We start from the raw sequence: 20,842 nt of genomic DNA on the forward strand, positions 1-20,842 counted from the left end.
CGCGAGGAAACATCTTGGCGTGCTCCGTCGTCGGCCCCAGCCGGGGCAGGTCCCGCCCCGGACTGCTCGTTCCACGGCGGGACCGGTACATCAGCGGACCCATCACCACTGGCTACAGGCCGAACGGCGCGGGTGAACTCGAAAGGGTCTTCAGGCATGGCAGGTTCCACGTACGCCCCCCGTCAGTGATCGTGCAGTTCGTGGTCTGCGACCTTGCGTCTAGAGAAGGTCTTCGATCTCGACGCTGGTCATCTCCGCGCCGGGATGCACGACCTCCGCCGTGTGCTCGACGTCGACGTTCGCCGTACTGGACACGCGGCGCGCCTTCAACGCGCGCGAGACGCCGTGGACGTCTACGACCTTGTTGACGATGCGCATTCCGCTCGCGGGCCGTTCCTCGCCGACGAAGGTGATGCGGCGGCCGTACACCTCTTCGAGGAGGGCGCGGAGCCTGCCGAGCGTGCGCCGCAGCCGCTCGTCCTGACCGTCGACGAGGTGTTCGTGCTCGGCATACAGCCCGAGCATCTCCATCAGGGATTCGAGCCGCTCGGCCCGCTCGTCCGTCACATTGCCCGGCTCGAAGTCCGACATGTGGCCGGGGTCTCCGACGACCACCTCGGGAACCGTCTCCGGCGGACGGGGTTCGGGTGAACTCCTGCTCTCCGCACGGCGGTCGAGGACGGCCTCGGCCCGGCGGTAGAGGAACCCGATGGCCTGCGTGAGAGCCGAGGCGGCCAACACCGGGAATCCCAACACGTCAGTCACTGCAATCCCCCTTGCGATCTCCCCTCATACCGAACATCACGGTACGAAGGTGCACGCACACACGATGCAGCATGATCGGATGACAAACAGAGCTATTGGCGAAAGGTGACCTGAAAGGTGTACTCAGCGTGAAACCTGGAGCCAACAATGGGCGCATTCCCATAGGTGCCGACCACCTGCCCGTCGACCTGGCCCGTCACCCCACACGAGCCGCCCGGGGACTCGCCCCGGCCCCAGTCAGGTACGACCGAAACGGCACCGCTTACAGGCTTCCCACGCCTGCGCGCGCAGGCGCTCACCCTGACGAGTGCCAACCGCCGGCTCCAAGCCTCAGGGGCGCACGGGACCCGGCTGAAGCAGTTCCTGAATCATCTCTTCGCCTGGGCCTCCAACGGGCTTGCCTCTCACACTGACGTCAGGTTTTAGCGTGAGGAGACGGGCCGGCGATACACGTCGGGTACCCCGAAGTGCTCTGTGCAGGAGTTGTCGCATGACTTACGACGGATACAAGGCCCTGCGGATCCAGGTGAGCGATCGCATCGCGCGGGTCACGATCGACAATCCGCCGATGAATCTCGGCGATCACGCGCTGCTCTCCGACCTTGCCCGGTTCAGCACCGAGGTCCGGACCGACGACACCGTGGGCGTCATCGTGTTCGACAGCGCCGATCCCGACTACTTCTACGCCCACGTGGACATGGCCGACACGACTGTGCTGGAGCAACTGCTCCAGGACGGCGCGCTGAACTTCATCGAGGAACTGCACGAAAGCTACCGGACCCTGCCGCAGCTGACGATCGCGAAGATCGCCGGACGAACCCGCGGCGGGGGCATCGAGTTCATCTCTGCCCTCGACCTCCGGTACGCGGCGCTCGACACCGCCCTGTTCTCCCAGAATGAGGTGAGTCTCGGCATCTTTCCGGGTGGCGGAGGCTCGCAGTACCTGCCCCGGCTCCTGGGACGGTCGCGTGCGCTCGAGGTGATCATCGGCGCCGATGCCTTCGACGCCGCACTCGCCGAGCGGTACGGGTTGATCAACCGGGCGCTGCCCGCGGACGAGCTCGACGGGTTCGTGGAGCGGCTCACTCAGCGGATCGCATCCTTCCCGCCCGAAGCGGTCTCGGTGGCCAAGCAGGCGGTCGACTCGGGCATCGTTCTGTCGGTGCGCGACGGACTGCAAGAGGAGAACAAGCTGTTGCGGCAGATTGTCAACCCGCAGGTCGCCGCACTTCTGCACGCCGCCCTCGAGGCTGGGGCGCAGACTCGTCAGGGCGAACTCGACATGGAGAGCCTCATCGACGGCCTCCTCCGCTCGCAGCCTCCTCGCGGCTGACACCCGCCGCCCGAGGACGGATGCCCGCGTCGGACAGAGTCTCTGTCCGGGTGATCCCGCGGCGGTGGGGGCACAACGGCAGGGCCTCCTGGTGGCTCGAGGTTGCTTCCCCTGTCTAGCGGCGCCGGATGGCTCTGCTGTCCGCCGCGTTTCGGTCCGTTCGGTCGGTCACGGCGGTGGCTCGGGGCCCGCCATTCAGCGGGCCGCAACCTTCCCCAGTCGTTCCCGGTGGGCCCGGGCCGTGGCCATCAGCCCGTCGAGTGTGTCCCTGGTCCGCACGAGGTCGGCGATGTGCGCGGAGAGCCGCTCGCGCTCCAGTGCCATCCGCTCCAGCGCGGAGTCGGAGTGCTCCTCGCTGGGCGTGTCGACGCAGGGCAGCAGCTCGGCGATGGTGCGGCTGGACAGGCCCGCCGCGTACATCTGCTGGATGAATGCCAGCCGCTCGACCTCGTCCTCGGTGTAGTGCCGCTGCCCGCTGGGGCTGCGGGTACTGGTCAGCAGCCCCTGCTCCTCGTAGTAGCGCAAGGACCGGACACTGACTCCGACGCGTGACGCGAGTTCCCCTATTCGCACAAGGCCCTCCCGGCCGAGTTCTGCTTCACAGAATTCACGGTCCCTTCAGCGCGGCCCCGCTGGGCGCCGCCAAGAGACCACTGATCGAGCCCGCGCTGTCGGGCGGTCAAGGGGGCGGCTGCTATCCGGTTTCTTCCACCAGCGACTGGAAGATCGGGGCCAGGAGATCGATGAGTTCGTCCTTCCCAAGGTCGGTCAGAGGGGTCAAGGACAGCACGTTGACCGCGATGGTCATGCCCATCATCTGAGCAACGAGCAAAGCCGCTCTGCGGGGGGCGTCGTCGCCACCGATCCACTCGGCGAGCGGTGCGATGTACTTTTCCTCAAAGCCGGCACGCAGTTGCTCGGAAGCGTCCCGGTCCGGAAGGGACCGGATCGTGGCGGCCATCGGATCGAAGTCGAGGGCGGCGCTGTACTCGACGATATGTGTCGCGATCCGCCGCCCGAAGTCGGCCCGGTCGCCCTCGACCAGAGCGCCGGGAGCGAACGTCGCGGGCACGGCCTCGGCGAAGAGTCCCGCCTTGGATCCGAAATAACGCGTGATCAGCGCCTTGTCCGCCTGGGCGCTCTCGGCGATCTCGCGGACGCCGACCCCGCCGTAGCCATGCTCGGTGAAGAGCCGCCGCGCCGCTTCGAGGATCGCGGTGCGCGTCGCTTCGATGTTCCGAGGTCGTCTGCCGACCATGCCACTCCTTAGTCTCCAGTCGTTGACTAACGATGGTTCCGACCCTATAGTCAACACCTGGAGACTAACATGTCGGCCGACGGCGGACTGGTCGTACGGCACGAGGTCAGATGCGACAAGCAGACATGACCGACAAGGAGAAGAGCAGAAACATGAGCAAAGGAACCGCCCTCATCATCGGTGTCGGCCCCGGCCTCGGCCTGGCGCTCGCGGAGGCTTTCGCGCGTGACGGTCACCCGGTCGCGCTGTTCGGCCGCGACGCGGAACGCCTCGACAAGTACGCCACCGAGCTGACCATCCAGGGCTTCACGGCAGGCGTCTACCAGGCCGATGCCGGTAACCCCGAAGCCCTGCGGGCCGCACTCGGCCAGGCTGTGAACGACCTCGGCGCGCCGGAGGTACTCGCCTACAACGCAGCAGTACTGCAGACCGACACACCCACGGGGCAGGACGCCACTGCTTGGGCGCAGACCCTCGCGGTGAACGTCACCGGTGCCGTGGTCGCCGCCCAGACGGTCCTTCCCCTCCTGCGGGACGGCCGGGGCAGTCTGCTCTTCACCGGCGGCGGATTCGCCCTCCACCCTTCGCCCGAATACACCACGCTGTCGGTCGGCAAGGCCGCGCTGCGCGCCTACGTCCAGGCCCTCCACGACGACCAGCGCGACTCGGGCGTGCACGCTTCCACAGTCACCGTTTCCGGCATGATCGGAGGGGAGGACCCGCGCTTCGCCCCTGAGGCCCTGGCCTCGGTCTATCTCGACCTGCACCACCAGCCGCAGGACCAGTGGCAGGCCGAGCTCGTCTACGCCTGACAGCGGGCACACTCAGGGCCGAGGCGGGAAAGACGGAAACGGCGATCGTGTCGTACCGCGCCGCAGGACGCCGCCACAATCCACAGGACGGCCGTCGGCTCTCCGGCAGTCCCCCGCACCGGGGCCGCCGCCAGCGAATGACTCGCGGGTCGCAGCGAGCACCCGTTCGCCAGCCGGGTGAGCCGTACCGGCATGAGGCGCGATCAAGCAGACACACGCCCACCTCGCGTTCGCGACCGGCGAGGTGTCTCACCGTCGGTTGCACGTTGCGCGGCCGTTGCGCCGCGCACCCGAATTACAGCCCACCGGCGACGGGCACCCAAATACTGCAGCGCCCTCAGGTCCATCTTCCCTATCCATCACACACCGCGATCGCCACCGCGCGCTTCTCGTCATCGTTCGCGCAGGTCAGCCCAGCTGTGATGGGTACGAGCCCGCCGGATCGGCCATTCCCACACCGGATGCCGCAACGCGGGAAATCCGAACGGAGAACAAACAGAAGTGAGCACAACAACCCTCGGCGTCATCGGCACCGGCGCCGTCGGCCTCGCGGTTGCCCGTCGCGCCGTCGACGCCGGCCTGAACGTTGTCCTGAGCAACTCACGCGGCCCCGAAACGCTGGCCGGTCTCGTCGCCGAGCTCGGCCGGCGGGCCCGCGCGGCCACCCCGGCCGAAGCAGCGAGCGCCGGTGACCTGGTCATCGCGTCCGTGCCGCTGGCCGCCCACGAGCAGCTGCCCCAGGCGGAGCTCGTCGGCAAGACCGTGATCGACCCGATGAACTACGCGCCGAGGCCCGACTGGAACATCCCGGAGCTCGACAGCACCAAGGCGACCTCCAGCGAACTGGTGCAGCGCCACCTCACCGGCGCGCGAGTCGTGAAGGCACTGCAGTGCATCGGCATGAAGCAGTTGGTGGACCTGTCGCTCCCGGCCGGAACCACCAACCGCAGCGCGCTGCCGCTGTTCGGCGACGACCCGGGCGCAAAGAAAGAGGTGGCCGGCCTGCTGGACATCCTCGGCTTCGACCCGGTGGACCTCGGCACGCTGGCCGACAGCTGGCGCTGCGAACCCAACACCCCGCTGTTCGCCATCCCGTACGTGGGACAACCGCCGTCCGGCCTCGCCCCCAAGGACTTCGTGGCCTGGATCAAGGACGCGCCCGGCGTGCCCGTGCCCGCCGCCCGGGTCAAGGGGCTCGCCGCCGCCGCAGTGCGCGGGCCCGCAGGTTTCCAGATGAAGTAGCCGGCGATCCGCCCGACGGCACGGCCGAGCCCCCGCTCACTACCAACGGGACTGCCATGCAGGCGCGTTGGGAAGGGAACTGCTCAGTGTCTCTGGCACGCTTTCAGTGATCGAATGCGACCAGCGATCGCGTGATCGGCGCGCCGGTCTTGTGGTTGCGGCAGATCGCGGCGGCCATTGCGAGGACACGCTGGGCGACGCGGACGGCGACGCCCTCGAAGGTGCGGCCGCCGTGCCGCTCCAGGTCCAACTGGCCCTTCAACGTGTCGTTCACCGACTCGATCAGCTGCCGCATCGACTTGAGCAGCCCCTCGCCCTTACGCTTCCTCTCCCGCTTGAACGACGGGCGCAACAGGGTGATGCCGCGCAGGGCGAGGTCGTTCTCGAACTCCTTGGAGGCGAAGCCCCTGTCGGAGATGAGCAACAGCCGCGGCCGGTCGGCCACGAGGCCGGCAGCCGAGACGGCCGACCAGCGGACTGACCCCGTCGACGACGGTGACGGACTTCCCGAGGCTTGCGGCCGAGGAACCGACCTCCATGCCGAGGAAGCCGCCACCTGCCACGACGACCTCCCTCGCGCCGTCCATTCGCTGCCGCAAGTCGAGGGCGTCGTCGAGGATGCGCACAGTGAGCTCGCGGTGTCCCCCATGGATGAGACGGCGGGCGCGGGCGCCGGTGGCGATGACCAGACCGTCGTAGCACAGGCTTTGACGACCTGCCAGCTCGACGACGTTCTTCGAACGATCGAGGCCGACCGCGGCGACACCACCGAGCATCGAGACGTCGTCGAGGACGGGCAGGAAGACACTGTGGTCGGGTTCGGCACCGACCAGGACGCCCTTCGACAACGGCGGCCTGGTGTAGGGCCGGTGGTGTTCGTCACCGAGCAGGGTGATCTCACCGTCGAAGCCGAAGCCCCGTAGCGCGGCGGCACAGGCGCAGCCGGCCTGCGACGCCCCGACGACGACGATGTGGGGCCGCGGGGTCACGCCGGTGCCGAAGTGGTGGAGATGTTGGAGGACCAGCATCTCGAGAGCGCCCTGGTGGACGCCGTACAGAACCGCCCCCACCACCAGTCCGTACTGCAAGCGCTCCGCGACCACCTCATACGCACTCGCACGCACCTTCACGCCAACGATCCCGTGTTCACCCTGATCGAGGCCACTCCGGCACTACGTGACTACGCGCACCGCATGTGGTTGCGCCACGAGAAGACCCTGAGCGGGGCCATCTCCGAAGCCACCGGCCTTCCTGCCGATTCCGTTGCCGTCACCGGCCTCGCCCGTTTCACCCTGGACATCCCGGCTGTGGCGCGCGGATACACCGCCCCCGCCACAGCCATCGTGGAGTTGTTCGACCTGCTGAGCCGAGGCTGGTCGACCACGGGCATGGACATCCCGGACGGCAAACCGAAGCCACCCCACTGAGACCGGCGTCTCACTCTCCCGCGCAATCACTACGAACATGTGATGGTTACACTTTCGGAAGCGATGCACCTTCGGGGTGCCCATCACGCGCACGGAGGTGACAGTCATGACCGCGGTTGATGTGCCCGGCAGCAAGCAGCAACGCTCTATGCGACTCGTCCTCGCAGGCGTCCTGCTGGCCATGCTGCTGGCGATGCTCGACAACGCGATCGTCGGCACGGCGATGCCGACGATCGTCCGCGACCTCGGAGGCCTGGACCAGATGTCCTGGGTCGTGACGGCCTACACCCTGACGTCGGCCATCTCGACGCCGGTGTGGGGCAAGCTCGGCGATCTCTACAACCGCAAGGGCGTATTCCTCGCCTCGATCGCCCTCTTCATCGGCGGGTCCCTGCTCGCCGGGGCGGCGTGGTCGATGCCGACACTGATCGGCTTCCGGGCCCTGCAGGGACTCGGCGCGGGCGGGATCACCGTCGGGGCCTTCGCGCTCATCGGCGCCATGCTGCCGCCGCGCGAGCGGGGCCGCTACCAGGGCATGATCGCCGTGACGATGGCCGTCGGCACCATCGGCGGCCCCCTCCTCGGAGGCGTCATCGCCGATCACCTGAGCTGGCGGTGGGCCTTCTACATCAACATCCCGCTCGGGCTGTTGTCCCTGGCGTGGTGCTGGTGGGCGCTCGTGCTGCCGGCGGCCACGCGCCAGAAGGTCCGGATCGACTACGCCGGAATCCTGACCATGGCGATCACGATCGCTTCCATGGTTCTGCTGGCCACCTGGGCCGGGAGTACCTACGCATGGGTCTCCCCGCAGATCATCGGTCTCGCCGCCGTTGCCGCCGGGTCGCTCGCCGCCTTCATCGCCATCGAGCGCCGGACGGTGGAACCCGTACTACCACTGACGCTGTTCCGCAGCCGCAACCTCACTCTCGCGACGGCCTCGGCCCTCGTCACCGGAGTGGTGATGTTCGGCGCGGTGCTCTACCTGCCGCTGTTCCAGCAGACCGTCCAAGGCCAGTCGGCGTCCTCATCGGGTCTGCTCCTGCTACCGATGATGTTGCCGCTTCTCGTCGTCGCGCAGATAGTGGGCAAAGTGATGTCCGATACGGGCAAATACAAGATCTTCTTCATCCTCGGCGCCATCTGCCTCACCCTCGGCGCGGCACTGCTCTCGACCGTCGACGCGGGAACCGGACGCCTTCCGGTCGGGATCTACATGGGCCTGCTCGGCATGGGCCTCGGCTTCTCGATGCAACTGTCGACGACCGTCGCCCAGAACAGCGTGGAGCTGAAGGACATGGGTGCCGCGTCCTCCGCCACCACTCTCTTCCGCACCCTGGGTGGCTCACTCGGTGTGGCCGTGTTCAGCTCCATCTTCACCCAGGCGACGCAGGGACACTCCCCGGCCGACCGGGACTCGTACCTGAGCGCCTTCGCACAAGGGATCGCACAGGTATTCCTTGCGACCACGGTGATCTGCGCCGTCGGCTTCGCCATCTCGTGGTTCATCAAGGAAGTGCCCCTTGGCGGCCGTGCCCCGTCCGAGGACACCCCCGCCAAGACCACGGCGCCGGCCGCCGCCTGATCCGTCCGCTCCCCTCGCACGACAAGAAACAAGGAACGTCATGGCGAACAAGACCACGCCCCACATCACCATCGTCGGCGCCGGCCTCGGCGGCCTGACGCTCGCTCGGGTCCTCCAGGTCAACGGGATCGGCGTCACCCTCTACGAGGCCGACGCCGCCCGCAACGCGCGCCCCAGCCAGGGAGGCACACTCGACCTGCACCCCGAGTCCGGGCAGTGGGCCATGCGCCAGGCCGACCTCGAGAAGGAGTTCTTCTCCATCGCCCGGCCCGAAGGCCAGTCTCTGCGCCTGCTCACCAAGGACGGTGACGTGCTGCGAGACGAGGTCGAGGGCGAGGAGAACATGGAACGCCCCGAGGTCGATCGCAGCGCGCTGCGCGATGTGCTGATGGACTCCGTCGACCCCGACTCCGTCGTTTGGGGCAAGCACCTCAAGCAGGTTCGGCCGCTGGAGGACGGCCGCCACGAGCTCCACTTCAGCGACGGCTCGACGACTCAGTGCGACACGCTCGTCGGCGCCGACGGCGCCTGGTCCCACGTGCGGCCACTGCTGACGGATGCCACCCCCTCGTACACGGGCGTGAGTTTCATCGAGATGGGCATTCCGGACGCCGACCACACCCACCCGGAGATCTCCGCGTTCGTGGGCCACGGCAGCCTGTACGCCCTCGCGGACAACAAGGGCATCCTGCCCCAGCGCAACGGCGACGGCCGGATCCGCACCTACATCGCCTTCCGCTGCGACGAGGACTGGCTCACCACCGCCAGCGGCATCCCGTTCGGCCGGCCCGCCCAGGCCCGCGAAGCCATCCGCGGACACTTCGCCGACTGGGCCCCTCAGCTGCAGGAGCTCATCCTGCGCAGCGACGACGTGATCCTGCCACGGCCGATCTACATGCTGCCCATCGGCCTGACCTGGCTGCCCACCCCGGGCGTCACGGTGCTGGGCGACGCCGCCCATCTGATGTCCCCGTTCGCCGGTGAAGGCGCGAACCTCGCCATGCGGGACGCGGCCGAGCTGGCTCTGGCCATCGTCGAGGCCGACGGCGACTTCGCCACGGCCGCGGCCGCCTACGAGAAGGACCTCTTCCCCCGCTCCACCGAGATGGCCCAGGAGTCCGCCAACAATCTCGACCTGCTTGTCTCGCCCGACGGCTCGCGCCAGTTCGAGGCCCTGATGCGCCAATACGAAGCAGCGGGCGAGTAACCCCCGCGCCGCGCCACCGTTGCAGGGCACTCAGATCCGGTCGGGCCCTGCAACAAGGCTGAGCCGCCGCGCTACTTGCCGAGGTCTCCCCAACCCCGTCGCAGCAGATCGAAGACCGTGTTGATCTGCGCCTCGACCGAGGAGCCGTCGCCGCGGACCAGGAACAACACCTCGATCGCGTAGTGCGCCAAGGCCCGAGTGGCGAGGTCATCGGCCGATGCACCCGTCTCCTCGGCGATCGCCGCAGCCAGCGAGGCCTCATGACGCCGCCACATGCGGCGCGCGTAGTCGCTCAGTGCCGGAGTCGACTCGACGAGGGTGACGAAGGGCGCGAAGTCAGGGTGGGCCCTGCGTTCCACGCCTTGCGCGACGAGGTAGTCACGCAGGGCGTCGAGAATCGACTGGCCGGCGTCCCGCTCACGCACTGCGGCGACGAGGGACGCCTCCCGGTCGGCGTCCTCGTCGAAGATGAGGGCTTCTTTGCCCGCCGGGAAGTGCTTGAAGACGGTGCTCACCGCCACATCAGCGGCCTCGGCCACGTCCTTCAGGCTCACCTGGTCGTAGCCCCGCTCGATGAACAGACGCACGGCACTGTCCGACAGCGCCTTCCGGGTCTGTGCCTTCTTGCGCTCACGTCGTCCGATCTGGTGCTCCGTCATGACGGAAGATTAGCCAAAAGAGCGAACGGCCCGCAAAATGCAACCGTTACACGTACGGGATGCGGAGGATAGGTGGAACCCACCGTTGTAGCTGTCGTCGGCGTCATCAGCATGGTTGCCGTCGCCATGTTCTCCAAACGCCTGGGCCTGGCCGAACCTCTCAGCCTCGTCGTGGTGGGCGCGGCGTTGAGCTTTGTTCCCGGAGTTCCCCACGTGTCGATCGAACCGGAGTGGATCCTGGCCGGCGTGCTGCCGCCGCTGCTGTACTCCGCGGCGGTGAACATGCCGGCCAACGACTTCCGGCGGAACTTCAGAGCGATCAACACCCTGGCTGTGTGGTTGGTCGTGGTCACAACGCTGGGGGCGGGTGTCTTCTTCCACGCGCTCGTCCCTGACATCGGCTGGCCCGTCGCCTTCGCACTCGGCGCCGTCATCAGCCCCACCGACGCGGTGGCCGCGACCTCCGTGGGCAAGCGCCTGGGCCTGCCGCACCGGTTGCTGGCCACGCTGGAAGGCGAAGGGCTCGTCAACGACGCGTCCTCGCTGGTGCTGTTGCGCTCCGCGGTGGCCGCCATGGCCGGGACGGTGTCGTTGTGGAGCGTCGCCGGAAGCTTCGTCTACTCCGTGGTGGTCGCCGTGGCCATCGGCCTGGTGATCGGTCATGTGAACGTCCGCATCAGGGCCCGCCTGAACGACGCGGTGCTCAGTACCGCGGTGTCCTTCGCCGTACCGTTCATCGCGTATGTGCCCGCCGAGGAACTGCACGCCTCCGGCGTGCTGGCCACCGTGGTCACGGGCGTGGTGACCGGCTACCGGAGCCCCGCACGCCTGCGCGTACAGGACCGGATCACGGAAACGGTGAACTGGCGGACGGTCGCCTTCCTGTTGGAGAGCGGACTGTTCCTGCTGATGGGCCTGAGCCTGAAGGCACTGATCGACGACGCCAGTGACTCAGGCCCCAGTGTGGGCAGCGCGGTCCTGCTCGGGCTGGCTGCCTCCGCGCTCGTGATCGCGGTGCGCATCGTCTTCGTGGCTCCGCTCGTCCTGGGACTCCGACGCCAGGAGCGCCGAGCGGCCACCGAGCGGCCACGCCTCGACGAGCTCCGCGCCCGGCTCGACGAGCAGGCCCCGCCGGATCACCTGACACCCGCCCGTGAGGAGCGGCTGCGGGAGCGGGCCCAGCGCGTGGCAGCGGACCTCGACTTCCACCTGAACGAGAGCCTGGGCTGGCGCGGCGGCATCGTGCTCGGCTGGGCGGGCATGCGCGGCGCGATCACCGTCGCCGCCGCGCAGACCCTGCCCGAAGACACCCCGCACCGCCCCCAGCTCGTCCTGATCGCCTACGTCGTCGCAGTGACCACGTTGCTGTGCCAGGGTCTGTCCCTGCCGACGGTCATCCGCGCGGCGAAGGTTCCCGGCGACGACCGGGAACGGCTGCGCGAGGAAGAGCAGAAGCTGTTCGCACAACTGGCCACCACCGGAGCCGCAGCGCTGGCCGACCCCGGCCTCGCCGACCCCGACGGCAAGCCGTTCGACCCGGACACCGTCACGCGAGCCCGCAGTGCCAACAGCGAGGTCCTGGCCGTCGATCACCTCAAGGCGGCGGATGACGGGGCAGACCCGTTGCAGCGGCAGTACCAACAGTTGTGCGTACTGGCGCTGGACGCACAGCGAACCCAGCTGGGTATCGCCCGCTCGCGCGGAACCTACAGTTCGTCGGCTCTCGCCACAGCGCAACGGGCGCTGGACAAGGAAGAGGCCAGACTGCAGCGGATGACGGACAGGTAGCGTCGTCCTCGACGAGCCCTCCAGCTCGGCGGGACCCCGGCTCAGCCGATCCCCATGCGCACTGCCTGGATGGAAAGGTCCTCGGCAGCGCCGCGGCTGCGGGACCCGTCTCCTCGCCTTCCAGCAGGATCGGCAGCAGGTCGAGCCGCCCGAGAACCCTTGTGCTGTTACCAGGCATCCGGTAGTTCGCGGACGCCGTAGGTGCCCATGCCGTTCCGGAATGTGATCCGCTTCAGCGGCACCGCCAGCCGCAGCTCTGGTGCGGGTGCCGGTTCCTGATGACCCTGGGTTCAGTACGTCGCGCGTCCGCCGCTGATGTCGTAGACCGCACCGGTGGAGAAGCTGACACGGTGGCCAGTTCCTTGCCCCCGGACTTGGCCAGAGCGATCACGGCGGCCTTGGAGGCGGAGTAGATCGACAGGTTGGGGTTGCCGTCCTTGCCGGCCATGCTGGCGAAGTTGACGACCCGGCCCCAGCCACGGGCCCGCATATCCGGGGCGAAGACACGAATCGTGTTGGCGGTCCCGAGGACGTTGACGTCGAGGACGAGGCGCCATTCCTCTGGCGTGGTCTCCAGCAGCGGCTTGTTCGGCCCGACGATGCCGGCCGAGTTGACCAGCACGTCGACGTGCCCGATCGCGTCGGCAACCTGCCGCAGCGCCTCCTCGTCGGTGACGTCCGCACAGACATCGGCACCGCTGAGGTCCAGTGTCGTCACCTTCAGTCCGTCGGCCCTCAGCCGCGCGGCGCCGGCTGCACCCAGTCCGCTGGCGCCGCCTGTGACAAGGGCTGTCCTGGTGGTTATGAGGTCTCAAAAGAGGACATCCTGACTGCCCTCTTCGAAGAGCGGCTGGACCCCCTGTTCAACTTGATCGAGTGGGCCCGGACCGCCGCGCGGTGGTGCAGCGCGTCCCGTACAACGGCGGGGACGGTTACACCGTCACCCTGCTCCCGCCTTCGAACACGGCGGTCTCCGCTGTCTCCACCTCGACCAAAGCCCTGATCCACCAATGGACCTGCGACCCCGCGAGCACCCCAAGCACCAAGAAGAACTGGATCTGGCGGCTTCTGGGCAAAACCTGAGCCCGCTTCGTGCGCCGCGGCATCCGCGTCCCGCGGCGCACGAATCACGTGAGTCTCAGACCTCGACGGAGTCCAGTGGGATGGCCGTGAACATCTCCGGCTCCTCGTCGGGAGTCAGCGCGGTGGGGCCGTAGACCCAGTCCATGAAGGCGTAGTCGTAGGTGTCGCGGGAGCGCATCACAGCATTGCGCTGCTCCCGCTGTTCCCCGACGTGGTGCCACAGCGCGCCCCATGAGCGTGCGGTGAGGACCACCCGGCGGCAGTGTTCGGGACGTACGGCCTCGTAGGCGGCGAGGGCCTCCTCCCAGTCGACACCGGACGCCTCCCGGGACCGCTTCGCGTACTGCGCGGCAACGTGCTGGGCCAGCACCCAGCCGTCCTCGATGGCCATGACGGCGCCCTGGGCCATGTACTGCAGCGGCGGGTGGGCCGCGTCACCGAGCAGGGCGATGCGTCCGGCGACCCACTTCGTGATCGGCTCACGGTCGAACATCCGCCACCAGCGGTCGCGCCACATCAAGGGCAGGCCCTTCTGGACCTGGTCGCACGTTCCCTCGAAGGCCCGGTCGAGTTCGTCCGGGGTGCCCCAGTCCTCCTCGCCGGCCAGGGCCTTCGGCGACTCGAACACCGCGACCTGGTTGAACATCTCGCCGCCGCGCAGCGGGTACTGGACGAAGTGGCAGCGTGGCCCGACGTACAGCACGACGTCCTTCTCGTGCACGTCGTTGGTGCGCACCTGCTCGAAGGGGACCGCACCACGGTAGGAGACATACGCCGAGTTGACGGGCTCGTCGTCGACGAGCAGCTTGCGCGCGACCGAGTGGAGCCCGTCGGCGGCGAGGACGACCTCGGCCTCATCGGCCCGGCCGTCGGCGAAGGTGACGCGCGCTCCGCCCCCGATGTTCTCGTAGGCCACGCAGCGCGTGCCGGTGACCAGCTCCACACCGGCCCGCTCGCAGCCGCGCAGCAGGACGCCGTGCAGGTCGCTCCGGTGCATCACGAGGTACGGCGAGCCATACCGGCGTTCCATGTCCTTGAGGTCGACCCGGGTGAGCTCGGATGCGTTCAGGGCATCCTTCATGACCATGTGCTCGGGCAGTACACCGAGCTGAACGGCCTCGTCCAGGAGTCCGTAGTCGCGCAGGATCCGCGTGCAGTTCGGCGCGAGCTGCAGGCCCGCACCGACCTCGCCGAACTCGGGGGCCTGCTCGTAGAGGCGGACCCGCAGCCCCTGGGAGGTGAGCGCCAGAGCGGCCGACAAGCCGCCGATTCCGCCGCCGACGACGAGAACGTCGGGGCGGGGTGAGTCTGTGGTGTTCATGTCTCGCTCCCGCATGGTCACAGCCATGGCGTCAGGGGTTCGGCCGGGGAGCCGTCCCGGTTCGCCACCCCGGTGTACGGGCGGCCGGCCAGGTAGGCGGTGATGTCGGCGTCGGCACCCTGGATGGCGGGGACCGTGTCGCTTCCGCGCTTGGCGAGGATGTCCTGGCGGAGTTCGGCGCGGAACTGCTCGGGCAGGTCGGCGAACTGGACGCCGGTGCCGAGGTCGACGGCGTGCACCATGACCTCCCGCGTGCGCATCCACGGCACCTCGCCGGCGGGCACGGTCCGCCCCTGGGCGGTCAGCACCTCCGCCCGCCACTGCTCCTCGGTCAGCTCGGCCATGGCGTACGCCAGCAGCTGCGCCGACTGCTCGAACCAGGCGGTGAGCCAGCCGGCGGGCAGTGTCGCGCCCGACTCGATGTCCGCCAGGCGCTGCTCCGGCGAGGTGTACATCGGTGTCGGTTCACCGGTGCGGGCCCAGTGCATGAGATTCCTGAGGGCCCGGGCGTTGGCGGCCACGTGGGCCACGACGTGCTTGCGGGTCCAGCCGGGGAGCAGTGATGGCTCGTTGTACGACGCCTCGTCGAGGTCCGCGACGGCCTTGCGGCACAGTTCGGTGCCCTCGGCCACCCAGGCCAGCGTGGTCTGCAGGGTTCTCATCGCAGCCCCTCGGAGACGACGCGGTTCTCCAGGCGGCCCAGGCCCTTGATCTCGGTGACGATGGTGTCCCCTTCCTGAAGGAACACCTGCGGCTTCCGGGCGTGGCCGACGCCGCCAGGGGTGCCCGTGGCAATGATGTCGCCGGGGTTGAGCCGGATCATCGTGGAGACGTAGCGGACCAGGTCGACCGGGTCGAAGAGCAGGTCGCCGGTGTTGTCCTGCTGCATGACCTGCCCGTTGACCTCACACCGGATGTCGAGCGCGGGGCGCGGTCCGCCGACCTCGTCGGTGGTGACGAGGAACGGGCCGAGAGGGGTGGTGGAGTCCCAGTTCTTGCCCTGCAGCCACTCGCGCGTGCGGAACTGCCAGTCGCGGCAAGTTACGTCGTTGAGGACGCTGAAGCCCGCGATGGCCGCCTCCGCCTCTGCCTCGCTCGCGCGCCGGACCTGGCGGCCGACGACCACGGCGAGTTCGGCCTCCCAGTCGAACTCCTCGGTCTCGGCCGGGCGTCGGACATCGTCGAGGGCGCCGACGAGGGTGTCGGCGAACTTGCAGAAGAGGGTGGGGTATTCGGGTAGATCCCGGCCCATCTCCTTGATGTGCTTCTGGTAGTTCAGGCCGACGCAGACCACCTTCGTGGGGCGGGGGACGAGCGGGGCGAACTCGGCGTCGGCGCCCGCGTATCGCCGGCCGTCGGCCGCCGACGCGGCTTCGAGACCGCCGGGCGTCGCCAGTACGGCGCCGACGTCGGGCAGGCCGAGGTCGACGAGGGTGTCGCCGTCGACGCGGACGGCGGCGGTGCGGTCACCGAGACGGATGGTGGCGAGCTTCACGCGAGGTTCTCCTCGATACGGGTGCGGAACAGGTTGAGCTTGGTGAACAGGGGGGCGTCGCTGAACTGGAACAGGTCCAGCGCGCCGGAGTCGGAGTCGGACGGGGACGCCTCGGACCGGATCGACAGCGGCTGCCACGACGGGACGACGAAAAGGTCGCCGCGCTGGACCGACCAGGAGAAGTCGCCCACCGTCACCCGGCCGGTGCCATCGAAGACCTGGTAGACCGAAGAACCCGTCTCGCGGCGCGGAGCGATCTCGGCGCCGCGGACCAGCCGGTGGAACTGGGCCCGGATGGTCGGCAGCACGTCGCCGGCGGTGGTGGGGTTGGTGTAGCGCACCAGCGCGTGGCCGGGCCCGACGGTGCCGGGGTGGCCCGCGCGTTCCAGCTCCAGCTGGTCGGTCAGCGCGGCGTCGGTGTCCACCCAGCGGTAGCACAGCAGGGGGGTGCCCTCCCTGCGCCCGAGCTGCGAGACCGGCGCCAGCCCCGGGTGGCCCCACAACCGCTCCGAGCGCGATCGGTCGGGCGTCGCGTGCTCCTCCTCGGACAGTTCGTCCCGGCCGAAGTCGAAGAACTGCGCCTCGACGTCGTACTGGAAGGGGATGTCGAGGCCGTCGATCCAGGCCATGGGCTCGTCGGCCGAGTTGTGGTGGGCGTGCCAGTTCATACCGGCCTGCGGCAGGAAGTCACCACGGCGCATCGGCACCGGATCGCGCTCCACGACGGTCCGCACGCCCTCGCCCTCGACGACGAACCGGAAGGCGTTCTGGGTGTGCCGGTGCTCGGGCGCGTTCTCGCCGGGCATCAGGTACTGAATGGCCGCCCAGAGGGTCGGCGTCGCGTAGGGCCTGCCGCCCAGGCTCGGGTTGGCCAGGGCTATGGCCCGCCGCTCGCCGCCGCGGCCGACCGGCACCAGGTCGCCGGAGCGACGGGCCAGGTCGAGCAGTGTCTTCCACTCCCACAGGTGCGGCTGCGCCTTCGACCTGGGGTGCTCGGGCATCAGATCGCCGATCCGGGTCCACAGCGGAACCAGGAGGGCCTTCTCGAAACCCCGGTAGAGCTCTACGAGTTCGGGAGTGACGGGCGGCTGGTCCGGCCGGTCCTCGGCGGTGAGCGAGAGGGGGGAGACGGCGTTGTCTTGGTCGGTCATGACCACACCGTGCTCCGCAGAGCTTCTTCTGGAACAGTAGATTCTGTCTTGCGGAACAAGAAGTGAGGGGCAGTCGTCGTGGCCAAGTCAATGAAGAACCCGCCGACGTACGGCGTGACGAGTGTGGACCACGCGCTGCAGCTCGCGGTGATTCTGCAGGTGGAGGGCCCCATCACGGTCTCCGAGGCCGCCCGGCGGCTCGGCGTGGCCCGTTCCAGTGCCCATCGTCTGCTGTCCACGCTGGTGTACCGCGACTTCGCGGTGCAGAACGACGACCGCAGCTACCGGGCCGGACCGGTTCTGGAGATCGCCGCCAAGGCCCAGTCGAACGTGGGAGCCCTCCGGACCGCCGCCCTCGGCCCGCTGCGCACCCTCGTCGACACCCTCGACGAGACCGCGAACCTGAGCATTCGCACCGGCCGGACCGTACGGTTCATCGCCTCGGTCGAGTGCACGCAGGCCCTCCGGGTCGGAAACCGCGAGGGCATGGTCTTCCCCGCACACCAGGTGAGCGGGGGGCTGGTCATGCTCGCCGCTCTGGCCGACGACGAACTGACCGCGCTCTACGCGCACGCCCCCTCCGACGGGTCCGAGGAGCGCCCTGATCTGGCGGAGCTGCGCGGCGAGCTCAGAGCCGTCCGGAGCAGTGGCGTCGCCGTCAACCTCGAACGTTCCGAGCGGGGGCTCGTCGCCATCGGGCGCGGAGTCATCGATGCGAGCGGTGCGACGATCGCCGCCGTGTCGGTGTCCATGCCGAGCGTGCGGTACTCGCCCGACCGCGTGAAGGAGATCGTGTCGGCTCTGACCGTGTCGGCGGACAGGATCTCTGCCGAGATGCATGGGAGAGGGCGGTAGAGCACACCGGTCAGAAATTCTCGGACGGGGTCGACCGGCCGCGAGGAGCAGGGCCGCGTCGGCGCCTCAGTGACGCCGAGTGCGCCGAGACTCCGGCCGTCCTGGACCGGCCGGAGCGTAACCCGCTGCACCACGCCGGCGAGGCCGAACCGGTCCCCTGCGACGACACGCATGGCGCCTGACCGGCCGGTGGCCCCACGACGTCACCATGACGGCTCGCCGGCCGGCTCCTTCAGAGTGAAGCGGGCGCGCCGGACGCCGCCCCCGCCGGATGCCGCCCCGCCACCCAGGCGGCTACCTGCGCCCGGGAGGAGAACTCCAGCTTGGCCAGGATCCGTTCGATGTGTCCGTCCACCGTGCGGGTGGACACCACAAGCCGCTCGGCGATCTGACGGTTACTGAGGCCCTCGGCGACGAGTCGGGCGACCTGTTGTTGTCGTGGGGTCAACACCTCGACCGTCGTCGTGGGTTCGGGTGTGGCCACCGCTTCGGGGCCGTTCAGCGCGTAGGAGATGGCCTGCCGTCGGTCCATACGACCGCCCTCGTCAAGCCTGGCCCGCAAGGCCTCGGCGCCACCCAGTCTGCGGTGCAGTTCCTCCTCGCACTGGGTGTGGTAGCCCGCCAGGTGCGGTCCGAAGGCAGTGAGTGACGTGCCGATCACACCCCAGATCGACTGGATCGCGCCGAGCAGACGAGCCGCGTGGTCGTACTCCGCGTTGGTCGTGGCGACCCATGCGAGGAGTTCGATCATGACCGCGGCGCCGACATGGTCGTTGAAGCCACGCTGGATCTGCAGACCCGCACGGGCCGCTGACTTCGCCTGGTCGGGGTCGCCGTTCAGCCAGGCGTACAGACCCAGCGCGTACAGCGCGCGTGCCCGGGCCCACTGCTCGCCATTGCGCTCACTCACCGCGATCACCCGCCGGGCGGCCTGCTCGGCCTGGTCGTCGTGGAGCAGGGCCCGGGCGATGGCGGTCTGGAAACCGTTGAAGAGGACGCCCTCGAGATCTCCCTGCTCCGCGAGCCGCGCGGAGGCCGCATCGAAGTGGCCGAGGGCAGCACGGAGGTCTCCGCGGAAGAAGGCGACGGTACCGCGGAGCGAGCGCGTCATACAGAGCGAGACCTGATCGCCGAGCTCTCCGGCCAACTCGTCGCATTCCGCCAGTCGTACCTCGGCGGCGGAGTCGTCGCCCTGGAGCAGTGAGACCCATGCCGCCACCCAGAGTGCGGTGGCCCGCTCGGGCAGTCGTGGTGTGTCGAGCGCGAGAGCCAGGTCGAGCCAGCGCCGCCCCTCGCTCAGAGCTCCGTCGGCACACCAGTGATGGCGCAGCGCGGACACCATGGACAGGGCGCGCTGGGTCCGACGCGTGCTGACGCACCGTTCCAGGGCCGATTCCACGTTGCCGCGGTCGGCGCGTACTCTGGCCAATCCGGCTTCCTGGCCCGGCCCGCTCCAATTCGCCGCTACCTGTACGGCCAGTGCTCCGTAGTATTCCTGGTGCCGGTCTCGCACAGTTTCCACGTTCTCGTGCGTCTTCAGACGCTCTCCGGCGTATTCCTGGAGGGTCATCAGCATACGGAAGCGCAAGAGCCCGCTTCCCTCGACGGCCTGGATAATCGACTGGGCAACCAAGTGATCCGTGAGGTCGAGAATCCGCTCGCGGGGCAGACCGTCCCCGGCGCATATGTGTTCAGCGGCCTGCAAGTCGAATCCACCGGAGAATACCGAGAGGCGAGTCCACAGCAATTGTTCCTCGGGTGTGCACAGGTCGTAACTCCAGTCGATCAGCGCGCGGAGTGTGCGCTGACGGGGAAGTGCGGAACGGCTCCCGCTGGTGAGCAACCCGAAGCGGTCTGCCAGCCGTTCGACCAATGCGTCGAGGTGCAGCGATCGCAGCCGTGAGGCGGCCAGCTCGATCGCCAGGGGGATGCCCTCAAGCTGAGCGCAGAGCCGGGCCACTGCCGGGCTGTTGATGTCGTCCACGACGAACCCGGGCGTGATCGCCCTTGCACGATCCACGAGGAGTCGCACCGACTCGTACCGGGACAGCACCTCCACCGAGGACTCGGTGTCGGGGTCCGGGACCGGCAACGGCAGAACCTGATAGACGTTCTCCCCGCCGATGTCCAGGACTTGCCTGCTCGTCGCGAGAATCCGCACGTGTGGACAGCCCCGCAGCAGCCGGTCGAAGAGCACGGCGCAGGCCTCGACGAGATGCTCGCAGTTGTCGAAGAGCAGTAGCGTCTGCCGGCGGCCCAGGTACTCGATCAGCCGGTCCGCCGCCGGCCGGTTCGAGGAATTCGCCACCCCGAGAGCGGTCGCCACGGCGTGCTCGATGAGTTCGGGCTCACGGACGGCCGCCAGGTCGATCAGCCAGACCCCGTCGGGGAAGGCCGAACGGGCCGCGATTCCCGTCTCGACCGCCAGCCGGCTCTTCCCGACGCCACCAGCCCCGGTCAGCGTCACCAGGCGGACCGATCCCAGCAGTCCGCGAACCTCCGCCAGTTCACTGCGGCGTCCCACAAAACTCGTGACGGCGTTGGGAAGGTTTCCCGAACCACCCTCAGCTATCTCATCCACCATGAATTCCAGCTTCTCTTTGAGAGCCCGACCGTCACCCGAATTCGGCGGATTGACCCCGCCGAATTCCACGCGGCTCTGACGCACTCCGGGTCCTGACACCCGGATTTCCTCCATCGATACCGTGCCGAGTAAATGGGTGAGATGTGAGGCCGAACTGACCCAATGCCGCATGATGCGGATTTGTGTCCCGAACATTAAGACGCTAACAGGTGGTTTTCTGTCCACGCAACCATCGGGAGCGTACATACCGCGCGTGTCGGCCGGAGCCAGGACGAGCCCC

The 20,842-nt window shown here is 68.5% G+C and carries 20 protein-coding genes and 1 pseudogene; 9 read left to right on the forward strand and 12 right to left on the reverse strand.

Features of this window, described 5'->3' with window-relative positions; genetic code table 11:
* Positions 1 to 219 precede the first annotated feature (219 nt).
* Positions 220 to 765: a hypothetical protein gene (locus ACFYXF_RS13210; RefSeq protein ID WP_389349640.1), complete on the reverse strand. Its 546-nt coding sequence runs from the start codon at positions 763 to 765 to the stop codon at positions 220 to 222.
* Between the two features lie 526 nt (positions 766 to 1,291).
* Between ACFYXF_RS13210 and ACFYXF_RS13215 the strand changes: the two genes are divergently transcribed.
* Complete coding sequence (locus tag ACFYXF_RS13215; RefSeq protein ID WP_389349641.1) at positions 1,292 to 2,098, forward strand: enoyl-CoA hydratase/isomerase family protein; 807 nt, start codon at positions 1,292 to 1,294, stop codon at positions 2,096 to 2,098.
* Between the two features lie 195 nt (positions 2,099 to 2,293).
* Here ACFYXF_RS13215 and ACFYXF_RS13220 read toward each other — a convergent pair whose 3' ends face one another.
* Together ACFYXF_RS13220 and ACFYXF_RS13225 are read right to left on the reverse strand one after the other, a co-directional pair.
* Complete coding sequence (locus tag ACFYXF_RS13220) at positions 2,294 to 2,671, reverse strand: MerR family transcriptional regulator (protein WP_389349642.1); 378 nt, start codon at positions 2,669 to 2,671, stop codon at positions 2,294 to 2,296.
* A 121-nt stretch (positions 2,672 to 2,792) separates the two neighbouring features.
* The gene (locus tag ACFYXF_RS13225) at positions 2,793 to 3,356 is read right to left on the reverse strand and encodes a TetR family transcriptional regulator (RefSeq protein ID WP_389349643.1); all 564 of its coding nucleotides are present in this window, start codon (positions 3,354 to 3,356) and stop codon (positions 2,793 to 2,795) included.
* A gap of 152 nt (positions 3,357 to 3,508) precedes the next feature.
* Between ACFYXF_RS13225 and ACFYXF_RS13230 the strand changes: the two genes are divergently transcribed.
* Positions 3,509 to 4,168: an SDR family NAD(P)-dependent oxidoreductase gene (locus ACFYXF_RS13230; RefSeq protein ID WP_389349644.1), complete on the forward strand. Its 660-nt coding sequence runs from the start codon at positions 3,509 to 3,511 to the stop codon at positions 4,166 to 4,168.
* A 441-nt stretch (positions 4,169 to 4,609) separates the two neighbouring features.
* Entirely contained in the window at positions 4,610 to 5,410 is an 801-nt protein-coding gene (locus tag ACFYXF_RS13235; RefSeq protein WP_389349926.1) for an NADPH-dependent F420 reductase, read from the forward strand.
* A 103-nt stretch (positions 5,411 to 5,513) separates the two neighbouring features.
* On the opposite strand, the gene ACFYXF_RS13240 is transcribed toward ACFYXF_RS13235, so the two are convergent.
* Both ACFYXF_RS13240 and ACFYXF_RS13245 read right to left on the reverse strand, forming a co-directional pair.
* A complete protein-coding gene (locus ACFYXF_RS13240; protein ID WP_389349942.1) occupies positions 5,514 to 5,855 on the reverse strand; it encodes a hypothetical protein in 342 nt (113 codons plus the stop codon).
* Positions 5,856 to 5,934: 79 nt separating this feature from the next.
* Positions 5,935 to 6,438: pseudogene (locus tag ACFYXF_RS13245) on the reverse strand (FAD-dependent oxidoreductase); the annotation flags it as partial.
* Between ACFYXF_RS13245 and ACFYXF_RS13250 the strand changes: the two are divergent.
* From ACFYXF_RS13250 to ACFYXF_RS13260, 3 genes are all read left to right on the forward strand, one after another.
* The gene (locus ACFYXF_RS13250) at positions 6,412 to 6,837 is read left to right on the forward strand and encodes a TetR family transcriptional regulator (protein ID WP_389349943.1); all 426 of its coding nucleotides are present in this window, start codon (positions 6,412 to 6,414) and stop codon (positions 6,835 to 6,837) included. The pseudogene ACFYXF_RS13245 and the gene ACFYXF_RS13250 overlap by 27 nt on opposite strands.
* Before the next feature lie 106 nt (positions 6,838 to 6,943).
* Complete coding sequence (locus ACFYXF_RS13255) at positions 6,944 to 8,419, forward strand: MDR family MFS transporter (protein WP_389349645.1); 1,476 nt, start codon at positions 6,944 to 6,946, stop codon at positions 8,417 to 8,419.
* A gap of 40 nt (positions 8,420 to 8,459) precedes the next feature.
* Positions 8,460 to 9,626, forward strand: coding sequence for an FAD-dependent oxidoreductase (locus ACFYXF_RS13260; protein WP_389349646.1), 1,167 nt, complete (start codon positions 8,460 to 8,462; stop codon positions 9,624 to 9,626).
* Between the two features lie 71 nt (positions 9,627 to 9,697).
* Here the strand turns inward: ACFYXF_RS13260 and ACFYXF_RS13265 are convergent, their stop codons facing one another.
* Positions 9,698 to 10,285, reverse strand: a complete 588-nt coding sequence (locus ACFYXF_RS13265) for a TetR/AcrR family transcriptional regulator (RefSeq protein WP_389349647.1) — start codon at positions 10,283 to 10,285, stop codon at positions 9,698 to 9,700.
* Positions 10,286 to 10,357: 72 nt separating this feature from the next.
* Between ACFYXF_RS13265 and ACFYXF_RS13270 the strand changes: the two genes are divergently transcribed.
* A complete protein-coding gene (locus tag ACFYXF_RS13270; protein WP_389349648.1) occupies positions 10,358 to 12,073 on the forward strand; it encodes a cation:proton antiporter in 1,716 nt (571 codons plus the stop codon).
* A gap of 232 nt (positions 12,074 to 12,305) precedes the next feature.
* Here the strand turns inward: ACFYXF_RS13270 and ACFYXF_RS13275 are convergent, their stop codons facing one another.
* Entirely contained in the window at positions 12,306 to 12,878 is a 573-nt protein-coding gene (locus ACFYXF_RS13275; protein ID WP_389349927.1) for an SDR family NAD(P)-dependent oxidoreductase, read from the reverse strand.
* A 71-nt stretch (positions 12,879 to 12,949) separates the two neighbouring features.
* On the opposite strand from ACFYXF_RS13275, the gene ACFYXF_RS13280 reads away from it, so the two are divergent.
* A complete protein-coding gene (locus ACFYXF_RS13280) occupies positions 12,950 to 13,156 on the forward strand; it encodes a hypothetical protein (RefSeq protein ID WP_389349649.1) in 207 nt (68 codons plus the stop codon).
* Between the two features lie 55 nt (positions 13,157 to 13,211).
* Here the strand turns inward: ACFYXF_RS13280 and ACFYXF_RS13285 are convergent, their stop codons facing one another.
* The 4 genes from ACFYXF_RS13285 to ACFYXF_RS13300 are packed head-to-tail and all read right to left on the reverse strand — an operon-like array spanning position 13,212 to position 17,123.
* Positions 13,212 to 14,477 (reverse strand): FAD-dependent oxidoreductase, encoded by a 1,266-nt coding sequence (locus ACFYXF_RS13285; RefSeq protein ID WP_389349650.1) that lies wholly within the window; start codon positions 14,475 to 14,477, stop codon positions 13,212 to 13,214.
* Positions 14,478 to 14,494: 17 nt separating this feature from the next.
* Positions 14,495 to 15,139 (reverse strand): maleylpyruvate isomerase family mycothiol-dependent enzyme, encoded by a 645-nt coding sequence (locus ACFYXF_RS13290; RefSeq protein WP_389349651.1) that lies wholly within the window; start codon positions 15,137 to 15,139, stop codon positions 14,495 to 14,497.
* Positions 15,136 to 15,972, reverse strand: coding sequence for a fumarylacetoacetate hydrolase family protein (locus tag ACFYXF_RS13295; RefSeq protein WP_389349652.1), 837 nt, complete (start codon positions 15,970 to 15,972; stop codon positions 15,136 to 15,138). Before ACFYXF_RS13295 ends, ACFYXF_RS13290 begins: the two co-directional genes overlap by 4 nt.
* Positions 15,969 to 17,123 (reverse strand): cupin domain-containing protein, encoded by a 1,155-nt coding sequence (locus ACFYXF_RS13300; RefSeq protein WP_389349653.1) that lies wholly within the window; start codon positions 17,121 to 17,123, stop codon positions 15,969 to 15,971. Before ACFYXF_RS13300 ends, ACFYXF_RS13295 begins: the two co-directional genes overlap by 4 nt.
* Positions 17,124 to 17,201: 78 nt before the next feature.
* On the opposite strand from ACFYXF_RS13300, the gene ACFYXF_RS13305 reads away from it, so the two are divergent.
* Positions 17,202 to 17,978 carry an IclR family transcriptional regulator gene (locus ACFYXF_RS13305; protein ID WP_389349654.1) on the forward strand — a complete coding sequence of 259 codons (777 nt, stop codon included), beginning with the start codon at positions 17,202 to 17,204 and terminating at the stop codon, positions 17,976 to 17,978.
* Positions 17,979 to 18,210: 232 nt separating this feature from the next.
* Here ACFYXF_RS13305 and ACFYXF_RS13310 read toward each other — a convergent pair whose 3' ends face one another.
* The gene (locus tag ACFYXF_RS13310; protein WP_389349655.1) at positions 18,211 to 20,562 is read right to left on the reverse strand and encodes an ATP-binding protein; all 2,352 of its coding nucleotides are present in this window, start codon (positions 20,560 to 20,562) and stop codon (positions 18,211 to 18,213) included.
* Positions 20,563 to 20,842 lie beyond the last annotated feature (280 nt).

The sequence above is a fragment of the Streptomyces sp. NPDC002680 genome, from assembly GCF_042889145.1.
Classification (GTDB): Bacteria; Actinomycetota; Actinomycetes; order Streptomycetales; family Streptomycetaceae; genus Streptomyces; species Streptomyces adonidis.

What these genes read in the sequence shown, in the direction of transcription:
- ACFYXF_RS13230 (WP_389349644.1), top strand. Translation starts at nt 3,509, where the DNA reads ATGAGCAAAGGAACCGCCCTCATCATCGGTGTCGGCCCCGGCCTCGGC.
- ACFYXF_RS13260 (WP_389349646.1), top strand. Translation starts at nt 8,460, where the DNA reads ATGGCGAACAAGACCACGCCCCACATCACCATCGTCGGCGCCGGCCTC.
- ACFYXF_RS13285 (WP_389349650.1), bottom strand. Translation starts at nt 14,477, where the DNA reads ATGAACACCACAGACTCACCCCGCCCCGACGTTCTCGTCGTCGGCGGC.
- ACFYXF_RS13265 (WP_389349647.1), bottom strand. Translation starts at nt 10,285, where the DNA reads ATGACGGAGCACCAGATCGGACGACGTGAGCGCAAGAAGGCACAGACC.
- ACFYXF_RS13300 (WP_389349653.1), bottom strand. Translation starts at nt 17,123, where the DNA reads ATGACCGACCAAGACAACGCCGTCTCCCCCCTCTCGCTCACCGCCGAG.
- ACFYXF_RS13255 (WP_389349645.1), top strand. Translation starts at nt 6,944, where the DNA reads ATGACCGCGGTTGATGTGCCCGGCAGCAAGCAGCAACGCTCTATGCGA.
- ACFYXF_RS13225 (WP_389349643.1), bottom strand. Translation starts at nt 3,356, where the DNA reads ATGGTCGGCAGACGACCTCGGAACATCGAAGCGACGCGCACCGCGATC.
- ACFYXF_RS13290 (WP_389349651.1), bottom strand. Translation starts at nt 15,139, where the DNA reads ATGAGAACCCTGCAGACCACGCTGGCCTGGGTGGCCGAGGGCACCGAA.
- ACFYXF_RS13310 (WP_389349655.1), bottom strand. Translation starts at nt 20,562, where the DNA reads ATGGTGGATGAGATAGCTGAGGGTGGTTCGGGAAACCTTCCCAACGCC.